Here is a 17,640-nt window from a genome sequence, read left to right as displayed (position 1 = left end):
TCCCGTTCTGTGTTCACGTCTTCTCCCGCGTGGGGGCCGGGTAGCTGTCGCCGCCGCGCTCGGCCTGGTCGCACCACGGGCACCACGGCCGTTCCACGGTGTGGACGTGGCGGGCGTTCACCGCGCACGCCCGCAGTCGGCCGGGGGCCTGCTCGGCCGCGAGGGCCTCGGCCCAGTCGGCCGCCGACGGGCGCCGGAGCGGGCCGGTGAACGCCGCCCGGAACAGCCCGGCGAGCCGTCTGGGCAGCAGGTCGGCGGGCGGCACGTGGCGCGGCAGCAGCACCGACGTGCGGTCCACGAGCCGGCAGCGGCCGTGGCGCACGTTGTCGTCGTACGACAGGTAGTCGCCGCCGTCCGCGGGGTGCCCGGCGAAGGGGTGCAGTCCGGACATGAGGAGCTGATGGACCAGGACGGCCAGGGCGAAGTCGTCGGACGCGGTGTCCGGCGGTGTGCCGGCGGGCGCGCCGATCCGCTCGGGGGCGGTGTACCCGGGGGTGCGCATCCGGCCCCGGAACAGCTCGCGGCCGTCGCTGAACTGCCAGGAGTCGATGTCCGCCAGGCCGACCCGGCCGGTCTCGTCGATCCAGAGGTTGTCGGGCTTGAGATCGCCCACCACGTAGTCCTCGGCGTGCACCTCGGCCAGCAGCCGGGACAGGGCGAGGGCGGCGCGCAGGCCGGTCGCCCAGGTCGCCCGGGGCAGCAGGACACGGCGGCCGGCGGCGGTGAGGAGGTGACTGAACGGCTGGTAGGCGTGGCGCATGTCGGTCATCACGTAACCGTCGACGCGGTCCGCGGTCCGGCCGGCGGCCGTGTGCACCGGGACCAGCGGCCAGGCCAGCCGGACGGGGGTGCCGGAGAGCAGGCCGACGGTGCCGGGCTCGCGGCGGCGGCGCACCAGGCGGGCCACGCGGCGCCGAAACGCCTCGGGGTCGGGCGGGTCGGGGACGAGTTTCGCGACGAGGGGGCGGGCGTCGTCGACGCCGTACACGAATCCCTCGGAACCACTGCCGATCTGCTCGGTGAGCCGCCATGTGTGTCCGGTCCCGGACACCACCGTGAGTCCCACGGTCACCGCCCTTCGGCCAGAGCGCACAGGACGGTCAGGTCGTCGCCGGTCCGGCCGGCCTCCGGCCCGGAGAGGCTGCGGCGCAGGGGCTCGGCGTCCCCGCCGTTGCCGCGGAGCGTGGCGGTGAGGCCGAGGAAGAAGCGTTCGGCCGGCAACGGGCCCGTCTCGGCGGGCAGTCCGCGCACCGAGGGGTGGTCGAGGGCGAGGGGCGCGCAGCCGTCGGTGGCCAGGACCACCGCGGCGAGTTCCGGTTCCCAGACGACGAAGGTGCGCACGCGCAGGGCCGCGCCCGGGGAGGAGAGGAAGCCGGGCGGGCCGGTGGGCGGCGCGAGGACCAGGTGGCAGCGGTCGTCGCGGGTCACCAGGGTGGCGAAGCCGTCGCCGAGGGAGACGAAGGCCAGCCAGGGCGGGGCGACGGCCGTCGCGGTGAGGGTGGCGCCCAGCAGCCCGGGGTCCGCCGGGCCGGCGTCCGCGTCCAGCACTCCCGAGACCGCGCGCAGGTACTCCTCGACCACCCTGCGCCCCCGCCCCGCGATCCACCGGGTCCATGTCTCCGGTGTCTCCCGGGTGTCCGGTAAGTCCTCGGTCAGCAGCCGGCACGCCGCGTCGACCGCTATGTGGGCGCCCAGGGCGCTGCGGTCCCGGCTGCCGGCCCCGTCGGAGACGGCCAGCACCGCCGCACCGCCGAGGTCGACCGCCTTGAAGGCGTCCTGGCAGCCCTGCGCGGCGGCCAGATGGGCGGTGCCCTGGACGGAGGCGCCCGCGATGATCACAGCAGGCCCCTCTCTATCTCCTCCATGCGGGCGAGCCGGGCGGCCCGGTCGTCGACCTGCCGGTGGATGAGGTCGGCGTCCTGGTCCGGGCTGCTGTCGTCGGTGCTCTGGAAGAGCAGTTCGAGGATGCGGCCGAAGTCCAGGTGCTCCAGGGCGGAGGTGGCCTTCGGGGCGAGCACCCGCAGCATGGGCAGGTCGGCGCCGCGCACCCCGATCACCTGGAAGACCCACTCGCCCTTCGCCTCGCCGTCGCGCACCCGGTCCGCCGTGCCGGCGAGGGCCGTCTCGTCCAGCGGGCGGCCCTGGTCGTCGCTCGGCGCACCGTCCGTCAGGACCCACAGGAAGGGCCGCCGGACCGGTACCCGTTGCCGCTGGAGGGTGCGGTAGCGCGTGCGGGCCAGTTCCAGGGCGGTGTCCACGGCCTGCGTCAGCCGGGTCAGGCCGCCGGCGCGCAGCACGGGCGGGTGCATGCCGTCCGCCGGCACGAACAGCCGGTCGGGGTCGGCCTGTTCGACCGGGACCAGCCGGCCCGCGCCGGGGTCGTAGACGCGCACCGCCGAGTCGAAGGTGATGAGGCAGACCTCCACCCGGGTGCGCAGCCGGTCGTGCGCGCGGACCCCGTCGAACCAGCGGGACAGCGCGTCGTTGAGCTCGTCGATCCGCGGCTGCCGGACCGGCCGGCCCATGGAGGCGGAGGTGTCCAGGAGGAGGACGACGGGCTGCCGTTCGTCGTACCCGGACCCGAACTCGATGCCGTGGACGCTCATCCGGTCGCCGCCCCGGTTTCCTCCTGGGCCACCGGCAGCCGCCGGGCCCGGTCATGGCGCACGGTGACGGGCGTGCCCGGCGGCAGACCGGGCGGCTCGGGCACCATGCGCAGCAGGACTCCGTCGATGAGCACGTACGCGTCCGGGGCGGGCCAGGTCACCGTGCGACCCGTGCGACCGTGCGCCCATTCAGCCATCCCCCTGGTCATACGGCCACCGTAGGTGACGCACACATCACGTTCCCGTCCCTTGCGTGAATTGGCACCGCATCGGTGCCGCCGCTGCGGCGGGGCGCGGGCCGCCCGGGGGACTGCTCCCCCGCGGCGCCCCCTGAGCGACCCGCCCTTCCAGTCAACCGGACCGGCCGGGCGCCGACTGGTCGCGCACCGGGCGCGTCCTGGCCGGTATCCGCTCCACCGCGCGGGCGGCCTCCGGGGTGTGCACCACGAAGTGCACGTCCCAGCGCGCGCCGCGCGCCAGTTCCGCCTCGACGGCACTCCACACGGCGGCCGCGCTCACCCGGTGCGGAAGTCCGCCGCGCCCGGATCCGAGCAGCGGGAAGCAGACCGAGCGCAGCGGCGGGTCGTACCGGTCGTGCTCCTCGGCGAGCAGCGCGAGTGCGCGGGAGGTGGCGCGGGTGATGTCGGCGGGCAGCACGTCGTAGTCGTTGGTGCCGGCCCGGGGCACGGCCACCGCCGCGTGGTAGATGCGCCGTACGCCGTATCGCGCGAGGGCACCGGAACCGGTGGCCGCGACCGTGCCCGGGAGCACCGGGCGTCCCGAAGTGCCGTGCCGGAACAGCCACTTGCGCAGTTCGTCGTGGACCGGGTCGTCCAGCAGGTCGCCGGTCACCCCGCGCACGGAGGCGGCCCGGCGCAACGAGGCGGAGACCGAGGACTTGTACGGCTCGGGCAGCGCGAGGTAGGTGTTGGCCGGGGAGACCACCACGTCCACGTCCCGCAGCAGGTCGACGGGGTGCACATGGAGGGTGAGCCGTACGGTCCGCCCGCCGGCCGGCACGTCCACGAACCGGTGGGTGCCGCCCTCCTGCTCGTCCTCCTCCGGGGCGTCGGCTCCGCCCTGCGCCAGGGCCACGATGTGCTCGGCCACCTGCCCCAGCACCATCACCTCGTGGTGCTTGCGGAAGCGCTCCTCGCTCACCCGGTACACCTGCGCCGCGCGGGCCCGGCGGGAGGCGGCCGGCCAGTCCCGGGTGCCCTGGGCCAGGCCCAGCGTGTACTCGGCGGCGGTGCGCAGGGTGCCCGCGTCGAGCTGCCCCACCGCGCGGCGCAGCAGCGCCTCCACGGCGCTCTCGCGGGTGCGCGCGGTCACCGAGGAGGCCGCGGCCGTTTCCAGGGCGGGCAGTTCGCTGCCGCGCAGCCGCAGCAGTCCCGCCCGCCGAACCACCTGTAATTCCCCGAGAACCGACGCATGGTCGATGGACGGCGGTGCCATGCGCCAACGATGGCATCACTTGTCTCACCGGGACAAGCGAGCGGCGGGCGGGACCCCGACTCAGCGGCGCAGCGGCTCCCTGACCGCCGAACGCAGCGGTTCCAGCAGCTGGTTGACCTCCTTGACGCCCTCCGGTGAACCGAGGTCCGTGATGCTGCGGTACGGCAGTGCTTCGAGCGGTCCGTCCGGGTGGTCCGCGAGACGGTCCCCGAAGAGGACCAGGGACCGCTGTGGCGGGTTGCGCTTCGAGTCCCAGATCATCCCCATGGCCTCGGGCGCCTGGGCGCGGATCTCCCGGGCCCAGCGGCGCGTGTCCCGGTAGTGCTCGGGTCCCTCGTTCTCCAGCAGCAGGTGGTCCTGGCAGACGGCGGCGAGCGCCGCTCCGGAGCGCAGCGAGACCAGTTTCAGCTCGCACCGGGTGCGCACGGCGTTCAGCGACTTGCCCCGCACCGCCGCCCAGGGCACCAGCCGCATGCTGGTCCGCGGGTCGAAGCGGACCGAGCGCAGCAGGGTCTCGGCGAGCGCGGTCTCCGGCTCCGTCGCCGCGTAGAGACAGGGGTACGGGTCCTCGGGGGTGCCGTGGAAGCGGCCGGGCGCGGGGTCGTCCGGGTCGAAGGGCTTGAACTCCTCGGCCGCGAACCGGGACGAGTGCATCCGCCACAGGTGGGTGCCGGCGGGCAGCACCTCCCAGTGCGGCCGGAAGCGGTACACGGAGGGCGAGACGGTGAGCATCAGTCCCCCTCCACCAACGCGACGGCCGCGCCGACCAGTTCGCGGTCGGGCCGGACGCCGAGGAGGGCGGCGGGCGATCCGCCGTCCAGCCACGCGTTGGCGCTCAGCCACCAGTCGGCGGCTCCCCACGGGTCCGCGTCGGCGAGCAGCACCCGGTTGACCTCCAGGACGACCTCGTACGGCGTTCCGTCCCCGGGCCGGAACTGGAACTCCGGGTAGCGGTCGCCGAGCCGGATCAGCTCGGGCGGTGGCACGGCTCCGTCGCACCGGGTGCGGACCTCGGTGTCCGAGAGGGCGGGCGCCTGGAGCAGCCGGCGCTCGACGGCGGCGATGATGGCCGCCGTGTCGGGAGGCGGTGGCGGGCCGAGGGTGAGCCGGGCCAGCAGATCCCGTGACCGCGACACGACCGGGCCGCCGACGGGCGCCGTGGCGACGAGCCGCACGGAGTCCAGCGCCTTGCGGACCGGGTGCCCGAACGGCAGCGGCACCAGGCAGTGGCGCACGGCTTGCAGGGCCCGGCGCACGGCCCGGTCGTCGTCGGGCGCGGTGTCGGCGAGCGCGCGCAACCGGGTGAGCAGCAACTCGTACTGCTGCTCGGTCAGTTGGGCGCGGATGCTGTCGTGGTGCTCTTCGATGAGGGCGAGCACCCGTGTCCCGCTGTCCTCACCCGGGTTCATACGGTCTCCTTCCCCTGGCCGGGGTGGCCCTGGTGGATGAACGCGGCCCACAGCGCGGGCCGGCGGAGATCGGGGCGGCGGACGTCGCCCCGGAACTGTTCGCTCAGGCAGCCCGGATCCTCGCGGCCCGGGTCGAGCATCCACAACTGCGCGGCCCGCAGCGCGTCGACGGGGCTGAGGCCGGCCCGCAGGTGGTGGTGGAAGACCGCCATCAGCAGGCTCGACGCGCTGTCCTCGACCCGCCACCGGCTTCCCACGACATCGCGCGCGCCGCCCGAGACGAACGCCGTGGTGAGGGTCAGCGCCTCGTCGTGGTCACGGTTGCTGAGATCGGTCTCGCAGGCGCTCATGACGATCAACGGCCCGTCCTTTGCCGCCTGTTCGTCGGGCTGCGGCCGGTCGAGCAGCCGGGTCACGGTGAGCCGGCCGCTCTCCTCGCCGGAGCCGGCGGGGGCGAGGTGCAGGGCCGACTCCGTCGGTCGCGTCCCCGCCATGCCGTGCGTGGCCAGATGGACCATCGAGTGGTCCTGGGCGAGCAGGGACAACAGCTGCTCGGGGGTGCCGGCCGGCACCGAGTCGCGCGGGAAGGCCGCGAAGTCGCCGTAGAGCCGTGCCCCCGGATAGAAGGCGTTGCGCAGCTCCAGGACCTCCAGCTCGGCGTACGTGAGCGTGATGGTCGGGTCGGCCACCAGGGCCGGGGCGGAGACCGGGTGGCGCGGTGCGCGGCGGGCCGTGCGCAGGAACTCGCCGCCGGACGCCGCGTAGCTGATCACCAGGGCCTGGCACAGGTAGTCGAACGGGGCGCGTTCGGGGAAGCGCGCGGCGTGCCAGGGCACGATCCCGAGCCGGCCGCAGGGGACCAGCACGACCCGGGGCGTACGGCGGTCGGCCGGGTCGCCCGGCAGGTACTCGTCCAGTCCGGCGAGGACGTGGACGAACACCAGGTGCGCCCAGTGGCACAGCTCGGACAGGGCCTCCTCCCAGGCGGCTTCCGCCCGTTCGTCCCCGTGCGCCCTGGCGCGGGCGTCGGCCGCGTCGATGTACCGCTCCAACGGGGCACTGCTCTCCTCGGAGAGAACGGGCAGCGGGCCCACGCCGATGCCGACCTCGGGACCGACGACCAGCAGCATGCCCGGGGCCTCTCCGCCGTCGCCGGGGACGAGGTAGATCAGCGCGTCGGCCCCGGCCTCGCCCACCCCGTCGGCCAGTTCGCGCAGGGTGGGGGTGCCGAGCAGGCCACCGTGCTGCCGGTAGCCGAGGGCCTCAAGGGCACGCCGGCGCAGGGTGCTGGGCAGCTCGGCGGGCAGCTCGGTGCCGTCGTCGGCGCCGGACTCGCGCCAGGCGGCGGCCAGGTCGTGATGTCCGCGGTCCTCCAGCAGCTCCGGTACGGCCCGCGAGGTGGCCGCCGCCTTCAGTACCAGCGCCCGCCCGAGTTCCAGGGCGGCGACCGCGTCCTCCACCCTGTTGTGCGCGGCGGCCCACAAGGCGGCCCGGATGCCGAGGGAGGCGCCGTTGCGGGCGGTCGTCAGACGGTCCTCGGCGCCGTGCTGGAGGAGGACGTCGGCGGCGATGGTGGCGAGGGCCTCGTTGGCCGTGTCGGTGGCGGCCCGCGCGTCGGAGTCGTCGCGGCCCTGCTGCCAGCGGGCGCGGTAGGCCTCGGCGAGCTGCCACAGGGAGTCGCCGGCGACCCGTGGGGCCCGGCCCTGCCGGATGTGCTCGCGGAGCCGTTCCAGCGTGGTGATGACGGCTTCGAGGTCCTCCGGGTCCTTGGTGAAGGAGTAGCGGATGCCGAGGCGGCTCACCGCCGTGTGCAACTGGGCGGCGGTGGCGTCCGCCGGGGGTGGCTCCCGGTCGGGGAGGTTCGCCGGGTCGTCGGTGAGGTAGGCCCGGAAGGCGTCGGCGTCGGGGACGACGGACTCCAGCCACTCCACTCCCAACGGGAGGTTGCTCTCCCCCGCGGCCGCCCTGCCGGCCTCGAAGTCGGCGAGGCCGCTCAGGAGCAGTTCCTTGTCCATGGTGGCCCGGCCGAGCATGAGACGGCCCATGGACCGGGCGACGAGGCCGATGTAGTGCAGGTCGTGCCCCTCGGGAACAGTGGCGGCGAAGTCCTCTGCCTTGCCGAGGAGTTCACGCAGCCGCTGCACGTCGTCCTGCCCGGCGGTGCGGAAATCACCCATCAGGCTCAGCACCTCCGCCCCGACCGCGATGTTCTCGGCCATGGGGATGGAGGTCTGCGACTTCCGCCGCAGGTAGTCGACGCCCGATTTCAGGTTCGCCAATCCGACCGACAGGTCCTGGAGGGTCCCGCCCGCGCCGTCGCTCGCGCTGAGCAGCAGGGCCATCAGCGCTTCGAGGGCATCGGTGTCCGGGACACCCTCCGGCAACCCGTCCAGCGCGTCGTGCAGCCGCCGCAGCTGTTCGTCGAGGGCGGCCGGATCGCCGCCGCCGACATGGTTCGTGAAGTCCAGGGACGTGGTGTTGGCGGCCTGCAACGCGACGAGGAGCCGCCGGAACTCGTCGGCTGTCCGGGGCATGAACCGGCCACCGGCGCCGGTGCCGGCGGTGCTGGAACGGCCGTCCTCCGCGGGGGATCCGGTGCCGGGCGAGGAGTCCGGACCGGTTCGCGGGGCGGCCTCGGGGCCGCTCCCCGGGCCGGACTGCGGGCTGGCTTCGGGGCCGGACCGCGCTCCGCTCGTCGCGCCGGTATCGGGACCGCTCTTCGGGCGCGCGGTCGCGCCGTTGCTCTTCGGGCCGCTTCCGCGACCGTCGTCCGCGCCGGACCACGTAACGGCCTCGTAGCCGGTCTTCGCACCGGTGCCGGTGCCCGTCCCCGAACCGGGGTACGGGCCGGGGCCGGCGCCACCGGTCATCGCCGCCAGCATGTCCGCCAGCCGCTGCCGCATGTACCCGGCACCCGGGGCGTCCTCGGGTATCAGGTCCGCGTAGAGGTCGAACAGCCCGTCGGCGCTGGGACTGGTCTGGAGCTCCAGCGCCTTGCGCAGGTGTCGCAGGAACTCAGGGTGCAGGGGCAGCTCGACCGCCTCGGTCAGCAGCTCCCGCATCTCGGCCGCCTCGGCGGCCATCCCGGCGAACCCCTTCTCCCTGATCATGTCGAAGACGGCGGTCGCGTCCGGCTCCGGCGCGAGCCCGCCCGCCATCTCCTGCAACGGCATCTTGTGGGTCAGCAGGAACAGCGCGGCCCACCTGCGGTCCTCGGCGGAGGCGTCGGCCCCGGCCCGCGTCGCCGGATCCCGTGCGTCCCGCAGCAGGCGGTACGCACGCTCCCGGTCCTCGGGCGTTCCGCCGCCGACGACATGGCGCAGGGTGAGGACCCCGCCGAGCCATACGGTCACCGAGCTGCGGAGCGCCGGATCGTGGTCCAACAGACGGGAGAGCGCTTCCAGTTCGGTGACCGACTCGTCGTGGGCGCGGGTGTGCCGGGCGACGGTGTCCGGCGTCGGCTGGAGGGCCTTCGCCCGCTCGACGGCCGCAGCGGCCCAGGCCCGCAGCGCCTGGACTCCGCCGGTCTCCTCTTCTTCCCCCACGCGCACTCCTCCGACCCAACTGCCGTTGTGTTTCCCCATGGTGACGGTCCGTCGTCCGCCATGACACCGGATCGCCGTGATTCACCGGCGCCTGCCCGGTCAGCGACCAGGGCTCGCCCCGTTTGCGCCCGGATCGGACCGGGAGCCCGGCGGGCCGGGGGCGAGCGGGTCCGGCCGGGCCGCCTCCGACGCACCGAGGTCCGCCCGCATCCCGCGCCGCAGCTCCCGCAGTCGCTCCCACAGCGCGTCGATCTCCGCCTGTACCGTGTCGGGCGAATCGCCCGGGCGGGGCACCCCGTCGTCAAGGCGCCGGAGCCGGCCGTAGAGGGTGCCGAGCGCGTGGGTGACCTCCCCGGCCAGGGCGAGCACGGGGTCGGGCAGCCGCATCTGGGCCTCCGCGTACACGTCCCGGTACACGTCCCGGGCCTCGGTGAGCCGCTGCCGCACCGCGCGGGAGTCCCCCGTACCGCGCAGGGCGTGCAACTGATCGGTGAGGGCGGCCAGATACTGCCTGGCGGCGGTGTTCAGCGCGACGTAACAGGCCAGCCGCTGGGCGGCCTGCCGTTCCCTGGCCCGCGCCCGCTCGGCCCGCTCCTGCTCGTGCCGCCTGCTCCGCTCCGCGGCACGCTGGGTGAGCAGCGCCGACAACAGGGTGCCGACCACCCCGACGACCGCCACGACCGGCGCACCCGCACCACCGACGTCCACCGCGCTCACCCCCGGTTCACCGCACGCCTCCAGTGAACGGGCCCACGCCCCACCACGGAACCCCCCGCCCGATCTCCGCCCTGCCTCCGCCCGCCCCCCGCCCAGGCGGTACCGGCAGCTGATCACGCGTTCCGCGGCCGACGCGCGACGCGGCACGGGACCCAGTCGCCCGAGGGTCCGGGCGCCGGGCCCCGTCCGAGACCTTGGCCGAGGGCAGTGGCGCTGCGCCCGGCGCACGGAGTCACCGCGTCAGCGGCCCGAGCGCGCGTACCACCGGCCGTCGTGACGGGCCACGTGAATGGGGCGCCCGAAGCAAGCCGTGAGGTTGTCCGGGGTGAGCACCCCGTCGGCCGGTCCGGAGGCCAGCTCGCGGCCTTCCTTCAGCAGGAAGGCATGGGTGGTGCTGGGCGGCAGCTCCTCCAGGTGGTGGGTGACCGTGATCGTGGCGAGGCCGGGCCGGTCGGCCGCCAGCCGGTGCAGTGCGTCCACGAGGTCCTCGCGGGACGGGAGGTCGAGGGCGTTGAACGGCTCGTCGAGCAGGAGCAGCGACGGATCAGCCATCAGGGCACGGCAGATGAGGATCCGGGCGCGCTGCCCGCCCGAGCAGTCCGCGAACCGGCGGTCGGCGAACTCCTTGCACCCGAGTTCGGCGAGCAGGCCGTGGGCGCGTTCGCGGACCGTGATGTCGTACTCCCGCCACAACGGCTGCACGGTGCCGGTCGCGCCCGTGAGGACGACGGTGTGGGCGGTGGCGTCCAGCGGGACCTTCTGGGCGGCGGACACCAGACCGACGCGGGCCCGCAGCTCGCGCATGTCGACGCGGCCGAGCCGGTCACCGAGAACTTCGACCGTGCCGACGGTGGGGTGCATGACGGCCCCGACGAGTCGGAGCAGGGTGGTCTTGCCGGCTCCGTTGGCCCCCAGCAACGCCCAGTGCTCGCCCGGCCGTACGGTCCAGTTGATTCCGTCGAGGACGATCTCCTGTCCGGTGGTACGGCGGTGCACGGCGACGTCCGTCACCGCGACGACGGCGCGGGAATCCTGGGTTTCGGTCACGTCGGCAGAGTAGGCGATCGGGCGGCCCGGCGAGCCCGGTGTCCACGCTCCCCGCGGTTCCGCGTCAGGCCAGGAAACTCAGCCGCACCTTCCGCTCCGGGTTGTCACGGTTGGTGTCCACCAGGCACACCGACTGCCACGTGCCGAGTTCCAGGCGGCCGCCGATCACCGGCAGGGTGGCGTGCGGCGGGACGATGGCGGGGAGGACGTGGTCGCGGCCGTGGCCGGGGCTGCCGTGGCGGTGCTGCCAGCGGTCGTCGGCGGGGAGCAGGGTGTGCAGGGTGGTGAGGAGGTCGTCGTCGCTGCCGGCGCCGGTCTCGATGACGGCGATCCCGGCGGTGGCGTGCGGGACGAAGATGTTGAGCAGGCCGTCGCGGTCGCCCGCCGCCTCCCGCAGGAAGTCCTCGCAGTCCCCGGTGAGATCGACCACGCGTTCCCGGGAGCCGGTGGAGACGTTCAGGATTCGGGTGGTGAAGGCATCTGACATGCTCTCCATCCTGACGCATCCCTTCCCCGACGGACGGGAAGAGGGGGGCACGGCACGCTGTTGGTAGAAGCGTGAACGAAATGCGTGAGGTCGAGGTGGTCGTCACGGGCGCCGGTCAGGCCGGGCTGTCCAGCGCCTACCACTTGCGCCGCTCCGGCTTCGAGCCGGAGCGCGACTTCGTGGTTCTCGACCGCTCCCCCGCCCCGGGCGGCGCCTGGCAGTACCGCTGGCCCTCCCTGACGTACGGCAAGGTGCACGGGATGCACTCGCTGCCCGGGATGGAGCTGGCCGACGCCGATCCGGCCCGGCCGTCGGCCGAGGTGATCGGGGAGTACTTCGACCGGTACGAGCGCGCCTTCGACCTGCGGGTACGGCGACCGGTGGCGGTGCGGGCGGTGCGTGAGGGGGACGGCGGACGGCTGCTCGTGGAGACGTCCGCGGGCACCTGGTCCACCCGGGCGCTGATCAACGCGACCGGCACCTGGGACCAGCCGTTCCTGCCGCGCTACCCGGGCCAGGAGAGTTTCCGGGGGCGTCAGCTGCACACCGCGCGGTACGCCGGGCCCGAGGAGTTCGCCGGGCAGCGGGTGGTGGTCGTGGGCGGCGGCGCCTCGGGCACCCAGCATCTGCTGGAGATCGCCCCCTACGCGGCCGCGACCACCTGGGTCACCCGGCGTCCTCCCGTCTTCCGCGAGGGCCCGTTCGACGCGGACGCGGGCCGGGCCGCCGTCGCGCTGGTGGAGGAGCGGGTCCGCCAGGGCCTGCCGCCGCGCAGTGTGGTCTCGGCCACCGGGCTGCCCCTCAACGACGCGATCCGCAAGGGGCTCGCGGACGGCGTGCTGGACCGGCTGCCGATGTTCGACCGGATCACCCCGGACGGCGTGGAGTGGCGCGACGGCAGGCATGTCACGGCCGATGTGATCCTTTGGGCGACCGGGTTCCGGGCGGCGCTCGGCCATCTCGCGCCGCTGCGGCTGCGCGAGCCGGGCGGCGGGATCCGGGTGGAGGGAACCCGCGCGGTGGCCGACCCGAGGATCCACCTCGTCGGGTACGGCCCCTCGGCCAGCACCGTCGGCGCCAACCGGGCCGGCCGCGCGGCGGTACGGGACATCAGGCGGCTGCTGGCGGAGGACCGCCCGGTCGCCGCGTGACGGACCGCCGGCCACCGGCGGCCTCGCCGCCCATGGGGGCCCGCCGTTCAGCCGGCCCCGCCGGACGGTGCGGCGGACGGGGACCGCTGTCCGCCCTTCTGGTGCAGGGAGTTGTACTCGTCCACATTGCGCATATGGGTCGCGTAGTCGGCGGTGAAGCGGGTGTCCCCGGGCTTGACCGTCACGAAGTACAGCCATTCCCCGGGCGTCGGGTTGATCGCGGCGCGCATCGCGTCCTCGCCGGGGTTGCCGATGGGTGTCGGCGGCAGCCCCGTGCGCTGATAGGTGTTGTAGGGGCTTTCGACCCGGGTGTCCTCCTCGGTGGTGGGCGGGGTCGCGCGGCCGAGGGCATAGGTGAGGGTGGCGTCCAGTTGCAGGGGCATGCCCCGCTCCAGCCGGTTGAGGATGACCCGGGCGGCCTTGCCCATGTCCTCCTTCTCGACTCCCTCGGCCTGGACGATGCTGGCGATGGTGACGGCCTGGTAGACGTTGACCGAGTTGCGCTGCGCCCCGGCCGCGACGGGTGCCCCGTCGAACTTCTGGTGGGCGGTGTCCACCATGGACCGCAGCAGGGACTCGGGGGTCGTTCCCTCCCGCAGCGGATAGGACGCGGGGAACAGATAGCCCTCCGGGTTGCCCGCCGCGTCCTTGGGCAGCTTCAGCCCGGCCTTGCCGAGCGACTTTCGGGTACTGCCGGGGGGCAGTTCGAGCGCCTTGTCGATCGCGTCGTAGACCTGACTCGCGCGCCAGCCCTCCGGGATGACCAGCGCGGCCGGCCGGGACCCCGCATGGTCGCCGGCCATCGTCAGCAGCGGCACCGCCACGGCGGTGCCGGCCATGACGGCGCCGGCCACGACAAGGACGAGCCTGCCCCGGCGTGTCAGTCGGGTCCTGCTGCTCCGCGGCGGAATGAGCGTCTGCATGCGGGAACCGTAATACGCATACCACCACAATCACGACATATAGTCAGCTTGTCGGCTCCATCACGCGCCTTGGCCCGCCGGCTCCAGTTGCGCGTCCCGGCGCACCAGGGCCGCGTACCGCCCGTCGCGCTCCAGCAGTTCCTCGTGCGTGCCCCGTTCGGCGACGCGCCCGGAGTCCAGCACCACGATCTGGTCGGCGCCGCGGACGGTGGACAGCCGGTGCGCGATGGTGATCGTCGTGCGGTTCGCCGAGAGGGCGTCGATGGCCTGCTGTACCGCGGCCTCGGTCCGGGTGTCCAGGGCACTGGTCGCCTCGTCGAGTATGAGGACCGGCGGGTCGCGCAGAATGGTGCGGGCTATGGCGAGGCGCTGCTTCTCGCCGCCGGAGAACCGGTGGCCGCGCTCGCCGACGACCGTGTCGTAGCCGTCGGGCAGTGCCGCTATGTGGTCGTGGATCTGCGCCGCGCGGGCGGCCGCGTGCAACTCCTCGTCGGTGGCGTCCGGCTTGGCGAAGCGCAGGTTGTCGGCGACGGACGCGTGGAAGAGGTACGTCTCCTGGGAGACCACGCCGACCGCGCGGGCCAGGGTGTCGAAGTCGAGGTCGCGGACGTCGACCCCGTCGAGGGTGACCCGGCCGCCGGTGACGTCGTAGAGCCGGGGCACCAGATAGCCCAGCGTGGACTTGCCCGCGCCGGTGGGGCCGACGACCGCCAGGCTGCCGCCGGCGGGGACCGTGACGTCGACGCCGTCGAGGACGGGGCCGCCCTTGTCGTCGTAGCGGAACTCGACGTCCTCGAAGCGGACTTCGCCCTTGATCCGGTCGAGGTGGACCGGGTGCGGGCGCTCGGTGATGTCGATCGGCAGGTCCAGGTACTCGAAGATGCGCTGGAAGAGCGCGAGGGAGGTCTGGATCTGGACACCGGTGGCGAGCAGGCTCACGGCCGGGCGGAACAGGCCCTGCTGGAGCGAGACGAAGGCGACGATGGTGCCGAGCGAGGCCTCGGGGCCGCCGAATTGGAGGGCCAGTCCGGCCGTCCAGTAGATGACGGCGGGCATGGCGGCCATGACGATGGTGATGACGGCCATGCGCCAGCGCCCGGCCATGTTCGACCGCACCTCCAGGTCGACCAGCCGCTCGGACTCGCCCGCGAAGGAGCCGGTCAGCGAGTCGGTGCGACCCATGGTGCGGCCGAGCAGGATGCCGCTGACCGAGAGGGACTCGGTGACCGTTGCCGCCATCGCGGCCATCTGCTTCTGCCGTTCGGTGGTGATCCTCTTGCGCTCGTTGCCCACACGGCGGCTGATCCAGACGAAGGCCGGCAGCAGGAGCAGGGAGACGATGGTGAGCCGCCAGTCGAGGGCGACCATGGCGACGACGGTGGCGACCACACTGGTGACGTTGGAGACCAGCGAGGTGGCCGTGGACGTGACGGTCGCCTGCATGCCGCCGATGTCGTTGGCGATGCGGGACTGCACCTCGCCGGTGCGGGTGCGGGTGAAGAAGGCCAGCGACATGCGTTGCAGCCTGCCGTAGACGGCGGTGCGCAGGTCGTGCATGACGCGCTGGCCGACGGTGGTCGAGATCAGCGTCTGCAGCACGCCGAAGACGCTGGAGAGCACCGCGCTGAGGATCATGCCGAGCGCGAGCAGGCTCAGCAGACCGGTGCGGCCCCGCGGGATCGCGACGTCCAGGGTCTCCCTGAGCAGGAACGGCGTGGCCACCGAGACCAGCGAGGCGGCGCCGACCAGCAGGCCGACGATCGCGAGCCGCCCGCGGTAGGGGCGGAACAGCTTCAGGATCCGCCGCCACTGCCGGGGCCGTTCCCCGGCGTCGGCGGGCGGGGTCCAGGAGGAGAGTTCACGGTCGGGATGCATGGGCTCCTACGGAGGTGAACGGGCGCCGGCCGGGGTCGGCCGACGATGACGGAACGGATCGTAGCTCATTGTTACCTATACTCACAATGAACTGCATCCTGATATTGTTCCGCCATGACCACCCCCGATCCCGACGGACTGCTCGCCGAGCAGTTGCTACGGCTCACCCGCCGGGTGCACCGCATCCAGAAACGCCATCTGGAAGGGCGCGACCTGGGCGTCACCCCTGCCCAGTCCCGGCTGCTGCGCACCCTCGCGCACTACGGCTCGCCGCCACGTATGGCGGACCTCGCCGAGCGCCTGGAGGTGGTGCCGCGCGCGGTGACGACGCTGGTCGACGGGCTGGAGGCGAGCGGCATGGTGCGCCGGGCACCGGATCCGTCCAACCGGCGCGTGACCCGGATCGAGCTGACCGACGACGGGCGCGCGATCTTGCGCGAACTGCACCGCGCGCGCCGCTCGGCGGCCGAGGAGATACTCGCCCCGCTGACGGAGAAGGAGCGCCAGGTGTTCGGCGTCCTGCTGGACGCCCTGATCGACGGGGACGCGGCGAAGTCTTGCTGACCCGCGGCCGCGCAGGCCCGCCCGGCCGGTCCGGGCGGCGCGGGTCCTCCCCCGCACCACCCGGACCGTGCCCGCGGCGGGTCAGCAGCCGCTGCGGTCCTGCGTCAGGACTCCCTGGGCGGTGGCCAGCACGTGGTCGTAGCAGCCGGCCGAGCCGTACGACCGATAGCGCTCCGAGGAGGTGCCGACCGCGTGCCGCTGGTCGCGCGGGGCGTCGAGGAGGTACGACGCGTCGCCGCAGTAGGTGTCGTCCAGCCGCGACCACGCGGTGCGCCGGCCGTCCCGCCGTTCGCTCACCGAGGCGCGGTCGCCGAGGGTCAGCTGGGTGCGCAACCGGCTGTCGGAGCCGATGGTGGTGGCGCCGTTCATGGTGTACGTCCGCAGCGTGCGCGTCGAGCGCGCGGGCCCGGCCCCGACGGTGGCGACGGTCTGGTCGTCGGTCCAGGTGGCGTCCAGGCCGTCGGTGTTCTCACCGTCGGTCCAGCGGTGGACGGAGGTGTTGGCGAGGGTGCGGGTGACGGTGGTGGTCACCCGGCCGTGGGAGGTGTCGAGGTAGCCGCTGACGGTGAGCCGGTGCCCCGCCCGGGTGTCCACCCGGTTCTCCGAACCCGGCGTGTACACCGAGGAATTGGCGATGTCGCCCGCCTTGTCCTCGACGAGTCCGCCGGTGAGGTGGTCGCGGTGGGCGTCCTGCCAGACCAGCACGTTCACCGGGGTGCTCCAGCCGGCCTGTCCCGAGGGCACGCCGACGACGGAGACCTCCACCCGGTGCGGCCGGCCGTCGTCCAGCAGCCCGGCGAACGGTGTGAGGTCGTACTCGATCGGCCGGACGTCGAAGGCGCCCGGCGCCGGGATCACGTACCAGAGGAAGGGGTCGGACCAGCCGCCGGTCCACACGTTCGGGTACGGCGCGGCGATGCCCGCCGGCCGGCCGTCGACCTTGATCTGCACCTCGCGGTAGGGGCCGTGGTCGGCCTTGCAGGAGTACGACGCCGGGTCGGCCACCGTCAGGTACCAGAACTCCTCGCAGCCGCCGCCCGATCCGGTGGCGTAGACCTCGGCGAGGATCCGTTCGCTGTTGCGCGGGGTCGTGAGCGTCGTGCCGTCGGGTGTGTCGGCGAGGGTGAGCACGCGGTCCGGGGTCCGCTCGGCGGGGCGGCCCGCGTAGAAGGTCAGGGTGACATGGACGTCGATGACGCCGGTGTAGGTGTCGTCGACCACGTTGCCGATCAGCATCTCCACGTCCCGCCGGCTGCGGAAGGTGTCGCTGTAGCGGGTGACGTCCTTCTCGACGTGCCAGGCGATGCCGTCGGGTGAGGGCTCCGGGGTGGAGGTGCGCAGGATCTCCACCCCGCCGACGTGCAGATAGCCGAGCCGGTCGTACTGACGGCCCTTCACCGTGCCGTCCAGGCGCAGCACGACCTTGCTCCAGCGGTCGCCGCAGCCCGTGGGCGGGGTGTACGTGCCCCGGTAGGGGGTGAAGTCGCGGAACCGGGCGTCCGCCAGCGTGACCTGGCAGGACTTGCCGTGCGGCCGTGCGACGGGCGGGGCGGCGGTCACCGGGTCGTGCCAGTCGGCACCGAACTCGGCGGGGACGTCGGCGGCCCGGGCGGTCCCGGCCCCGGCCCCGGCACCGAGAAGCGCGCCCACCAGGAGGACCGTGCTCGCCAGCATGGACATGACTATCCGTTGTCTCATGGGCGGATTTCTACGGCCAGTTGGACGCGGCCGCAATGAGCCGTCGCCGGGCGGCCGCCCCGGGCGGCGCATCTGGCGCTCCGTCACCCTGACGAACATTTAGTGCTATAACCGGATCAAACTGACATAGTGCGCTCATGGAAATCACGCCCGCAGGCAGCCC

16 protein-coding genes are annotated in these 17,640 nt (G+C 73.6%); 2 read left to right on the top strand and 14 right to left on the bottom strand.

All coding sequences use genetic code 11. The annotated features are described in order from the left end of the window. Positions 1-13: 13 nt before the first annotated feature. The 11 genes from HZZ00_RS12770 to HZZ00_RS12720 all read right to left on the bottom strand — a co-directional run bounded on the left by HZZ00_RS12770 (position 14) and on the right by HZZ00_RS12720 (position 11,266). Complete coding sequence (locus tag HZZ00_RS12770; protein WP_257585766.1) at positions 14-1,066, bottom strand: hypothetical protein; 1,053 nt, start codon at positions 1,064-1,066, stop codon at positions 14-16. 2 nt (positions 1,067-1,068) lie between these two features. After that, positions 1,069-1,839 carry a PP2C family serine/threonine-protein phosphatase gene (locus HZZ00_RS12765; protein WP_180332284.1) on the bottom strand — a complete coding sequence of 257 codons (771 nt, stop codon included), beginning with the start codon at positions 1,837-1,839 and terminating at the stop codon, positions 1,069-1,071. Further along, the gene (locus HZZ00_RS12760; protein WP_180332283.1) at positions 1,836-2,606 is read right to left on the bottom strand and encodes a VWA domain-containing protein; all 771 of its coding nucleotides are present in this window, start codon (positions 2,604-2,606) and stop codon (positions 1,836-1,838) included. Before HZZ00_RS12760 ends, HZZ00_RS12765 begins: the two co-directional genes overlap by 4 nt. After that, positions 2,603-2,815, bottom strand: coding sequence for a hypothetical protein (locus HZZ00_RS12755; protein ID WP_257585765.1), 213 nt, complete (start codon positions 2,813-2,815; stop codon positions 2,603-2,605). The genes HZZ00_RS12760 and HZZ00_RS12755 overlap by 4 nt, the downstream gene beginning before the upstream one ends. Before the next feature lie 142 nt (positions 2,816-2,957). Next, positions 2,958-4,061, bottom strand: a complete 1,104-nt coding sequence (locus HZZ00_RS12750; RefSeq protein WP_180332282.1) for a macro domain-containing protein — start codon at positions 4,059-4,061, stop codon at positions 2,958-2,960. A 60-nt stretch (positions 4,062-4,121) separates the two neighbouring features. Further along, positions 4,122-4,793 (bottom strand): RES family NAD+ phosphorylase, encoded by a 672-nt coding sequence (locus tag HZZ00_RS12745; RefSeq protein WP_180332281.1) that lies wholly within the window; start codon positions 4,791-4,793, stop codon positions 4,122-4,124. Then, positions 4,793-5,470: a hypothetical protein gene (locus HZZ00_RS12740; protein ID WP_180332280.1), complete on the bottom strand. Its 678-nt coding sequence runs from the start codon at positions 5,468-5,470 to the stop codon at positions 4,793-4,795. The genes HZZ00_RS12745 and HZZ00_RS12740 overlap by 1 nt, the downstream gene beginning before the upstream one ends. Then, on the bottom strand, positions 5,467-9,015 hold the full coding sequence (locus tag HZZ00_RS12735; RefSeq protein ID WP_257585764.1) for a CHAT domain-containing protein: 3,549 nt from the start codon (positions 9,013-9,015) through the stop codon (positions 5,467-5,469). Before HZZ00_RS12735 ends, HZZ00_RS12740 begins: the two co-directional genes overlap by 4 nt. A 99-nt stretch (positions 9,016-9,114) precedes the next feature. Then, positions 9,115-9,723 carry a hypothetical protein gene (locus tag HZZ00_RS12730; protein ID WP_257585937.1) on the bottom strand — a complete coding sequence of 203 codons (609 nt, stop codon included), beginning with the start codon at positions 9,721-9,723 and terminating at the stop codon, positions 9,115-9,117. A gap of 249 nt (positions 9,724-9,972) precedes the next feature. Then, positions 9,973-10,779 carry an ABC transporter ATP-binding protein gene (locus HZZ00_RS12725; RefSeq protein ID WP_180332278.1) on the bottom strand — a complete coding sequence of 269 codons (807 nt, stop codon included), beginning with the start codon at positions 10,777-10,779 and terminating at the stop codon, positions 9,973-9,975. Positions 10,780-10,843: 64 nt separating this feature from the next. Further along, on the bottom strand, positions 10,844-11,266 hold the full coding sequence (locus HZZ00_RS12720) for a YjbQ family protein (RefSeq protein WP_070026699.1): 423 nt from the start codon (positions 11,264-11,266) through the stop codon (positions 10,844-10,846). An 80-nt stretch (positions 11,267-11,346) separates the two neighbouring features. Between HZZ00_RS12720 and HZZ00_RS12715 the strand changes: the two genes are divergently transcribed. Continuing rightward, complete coding sequence (locus HZZ00_RS12715) at positions 11,347-12,417, top strand: NAD(P)-binding domain-containing protein (protein ID WP_180332277.1); 1,071 nt, start codon at positions 11,347-11,349, stop codon at positions 12,415-12,417. 47 nt (positions 12,418-12,464) lie between these two features. On the opposite strand, the gene mltG is transcribed toward HZZ00_RS12715, so the two are convergent. Continuing rightward, positions 12,465-13,340, bottom strand: a complete 876-nt coding sequence (gene mltG, locus HZZ00_RS12710; protein WP_180332276.1) for an endolytic transglycosylase MltG — start codon at positions 13,338-13,340, stop codon at positions 12,465-12,467. Between the two features lie 60 nt (positions 13,341-13,400). After that, positions 13,401-15,215 (bottom strand): ABC transporter ATP-binding protein, encoded by a 1,815-nt coding sequence (locus tag HZZ00_RS12705; RefSeq protein ID WP_180332275.1) that lies wholly within the window; start codon positions 15,213-15,215, stop codon positions 13,401-13,403. Between the two features lie 114 nt (positions 15,216-15,329). Here HZZ00_RS12705 and HZZ00_RS12700 point away from each other — a divergent pair, with 114 nt between their 5' ends. Then, a complete protein-coding gene (locus tag HZZ00_RS12700; protein WP_180332274.1) occupies positions 15,330-15,779 on the top strand; it encodes a MarR family winged helix-turn-helix transcriptional regulator in 450 nt (149 codons plus the stop codon). Between the two features lie 81 nt (positions 15,780-15,860). On the opposite strand, the gene HZZ00_RS12695 is transcribed toward HZZ00_RS12700, so the two are convergent. Then, entirely contained in the window at positions 15,861-17,477 is a 1,617-nt protein-coding gene (locus HZZ00_RS12695; protein WP_306856162.1) for a peptide-N4-asparagine amidase, read from the bottom strand. Positions 17,478-17,640: the final 163 nt, after the last annotated feature.

This window comes from Streptomyces sp. NEAU-sy36 (assembly GCF_013423905.1).
Classification (GTDB): Bacteria; Actinomycetota; Actinomycetes; order Streptomycetales; family Streptomycetaceae; genus Streptomyces; species Streptomyces misionensis.
Note: the sequence above shows the minus strand (reverse complement) of the source record. Positions and strands in the feature narration are given on the sequence as shown.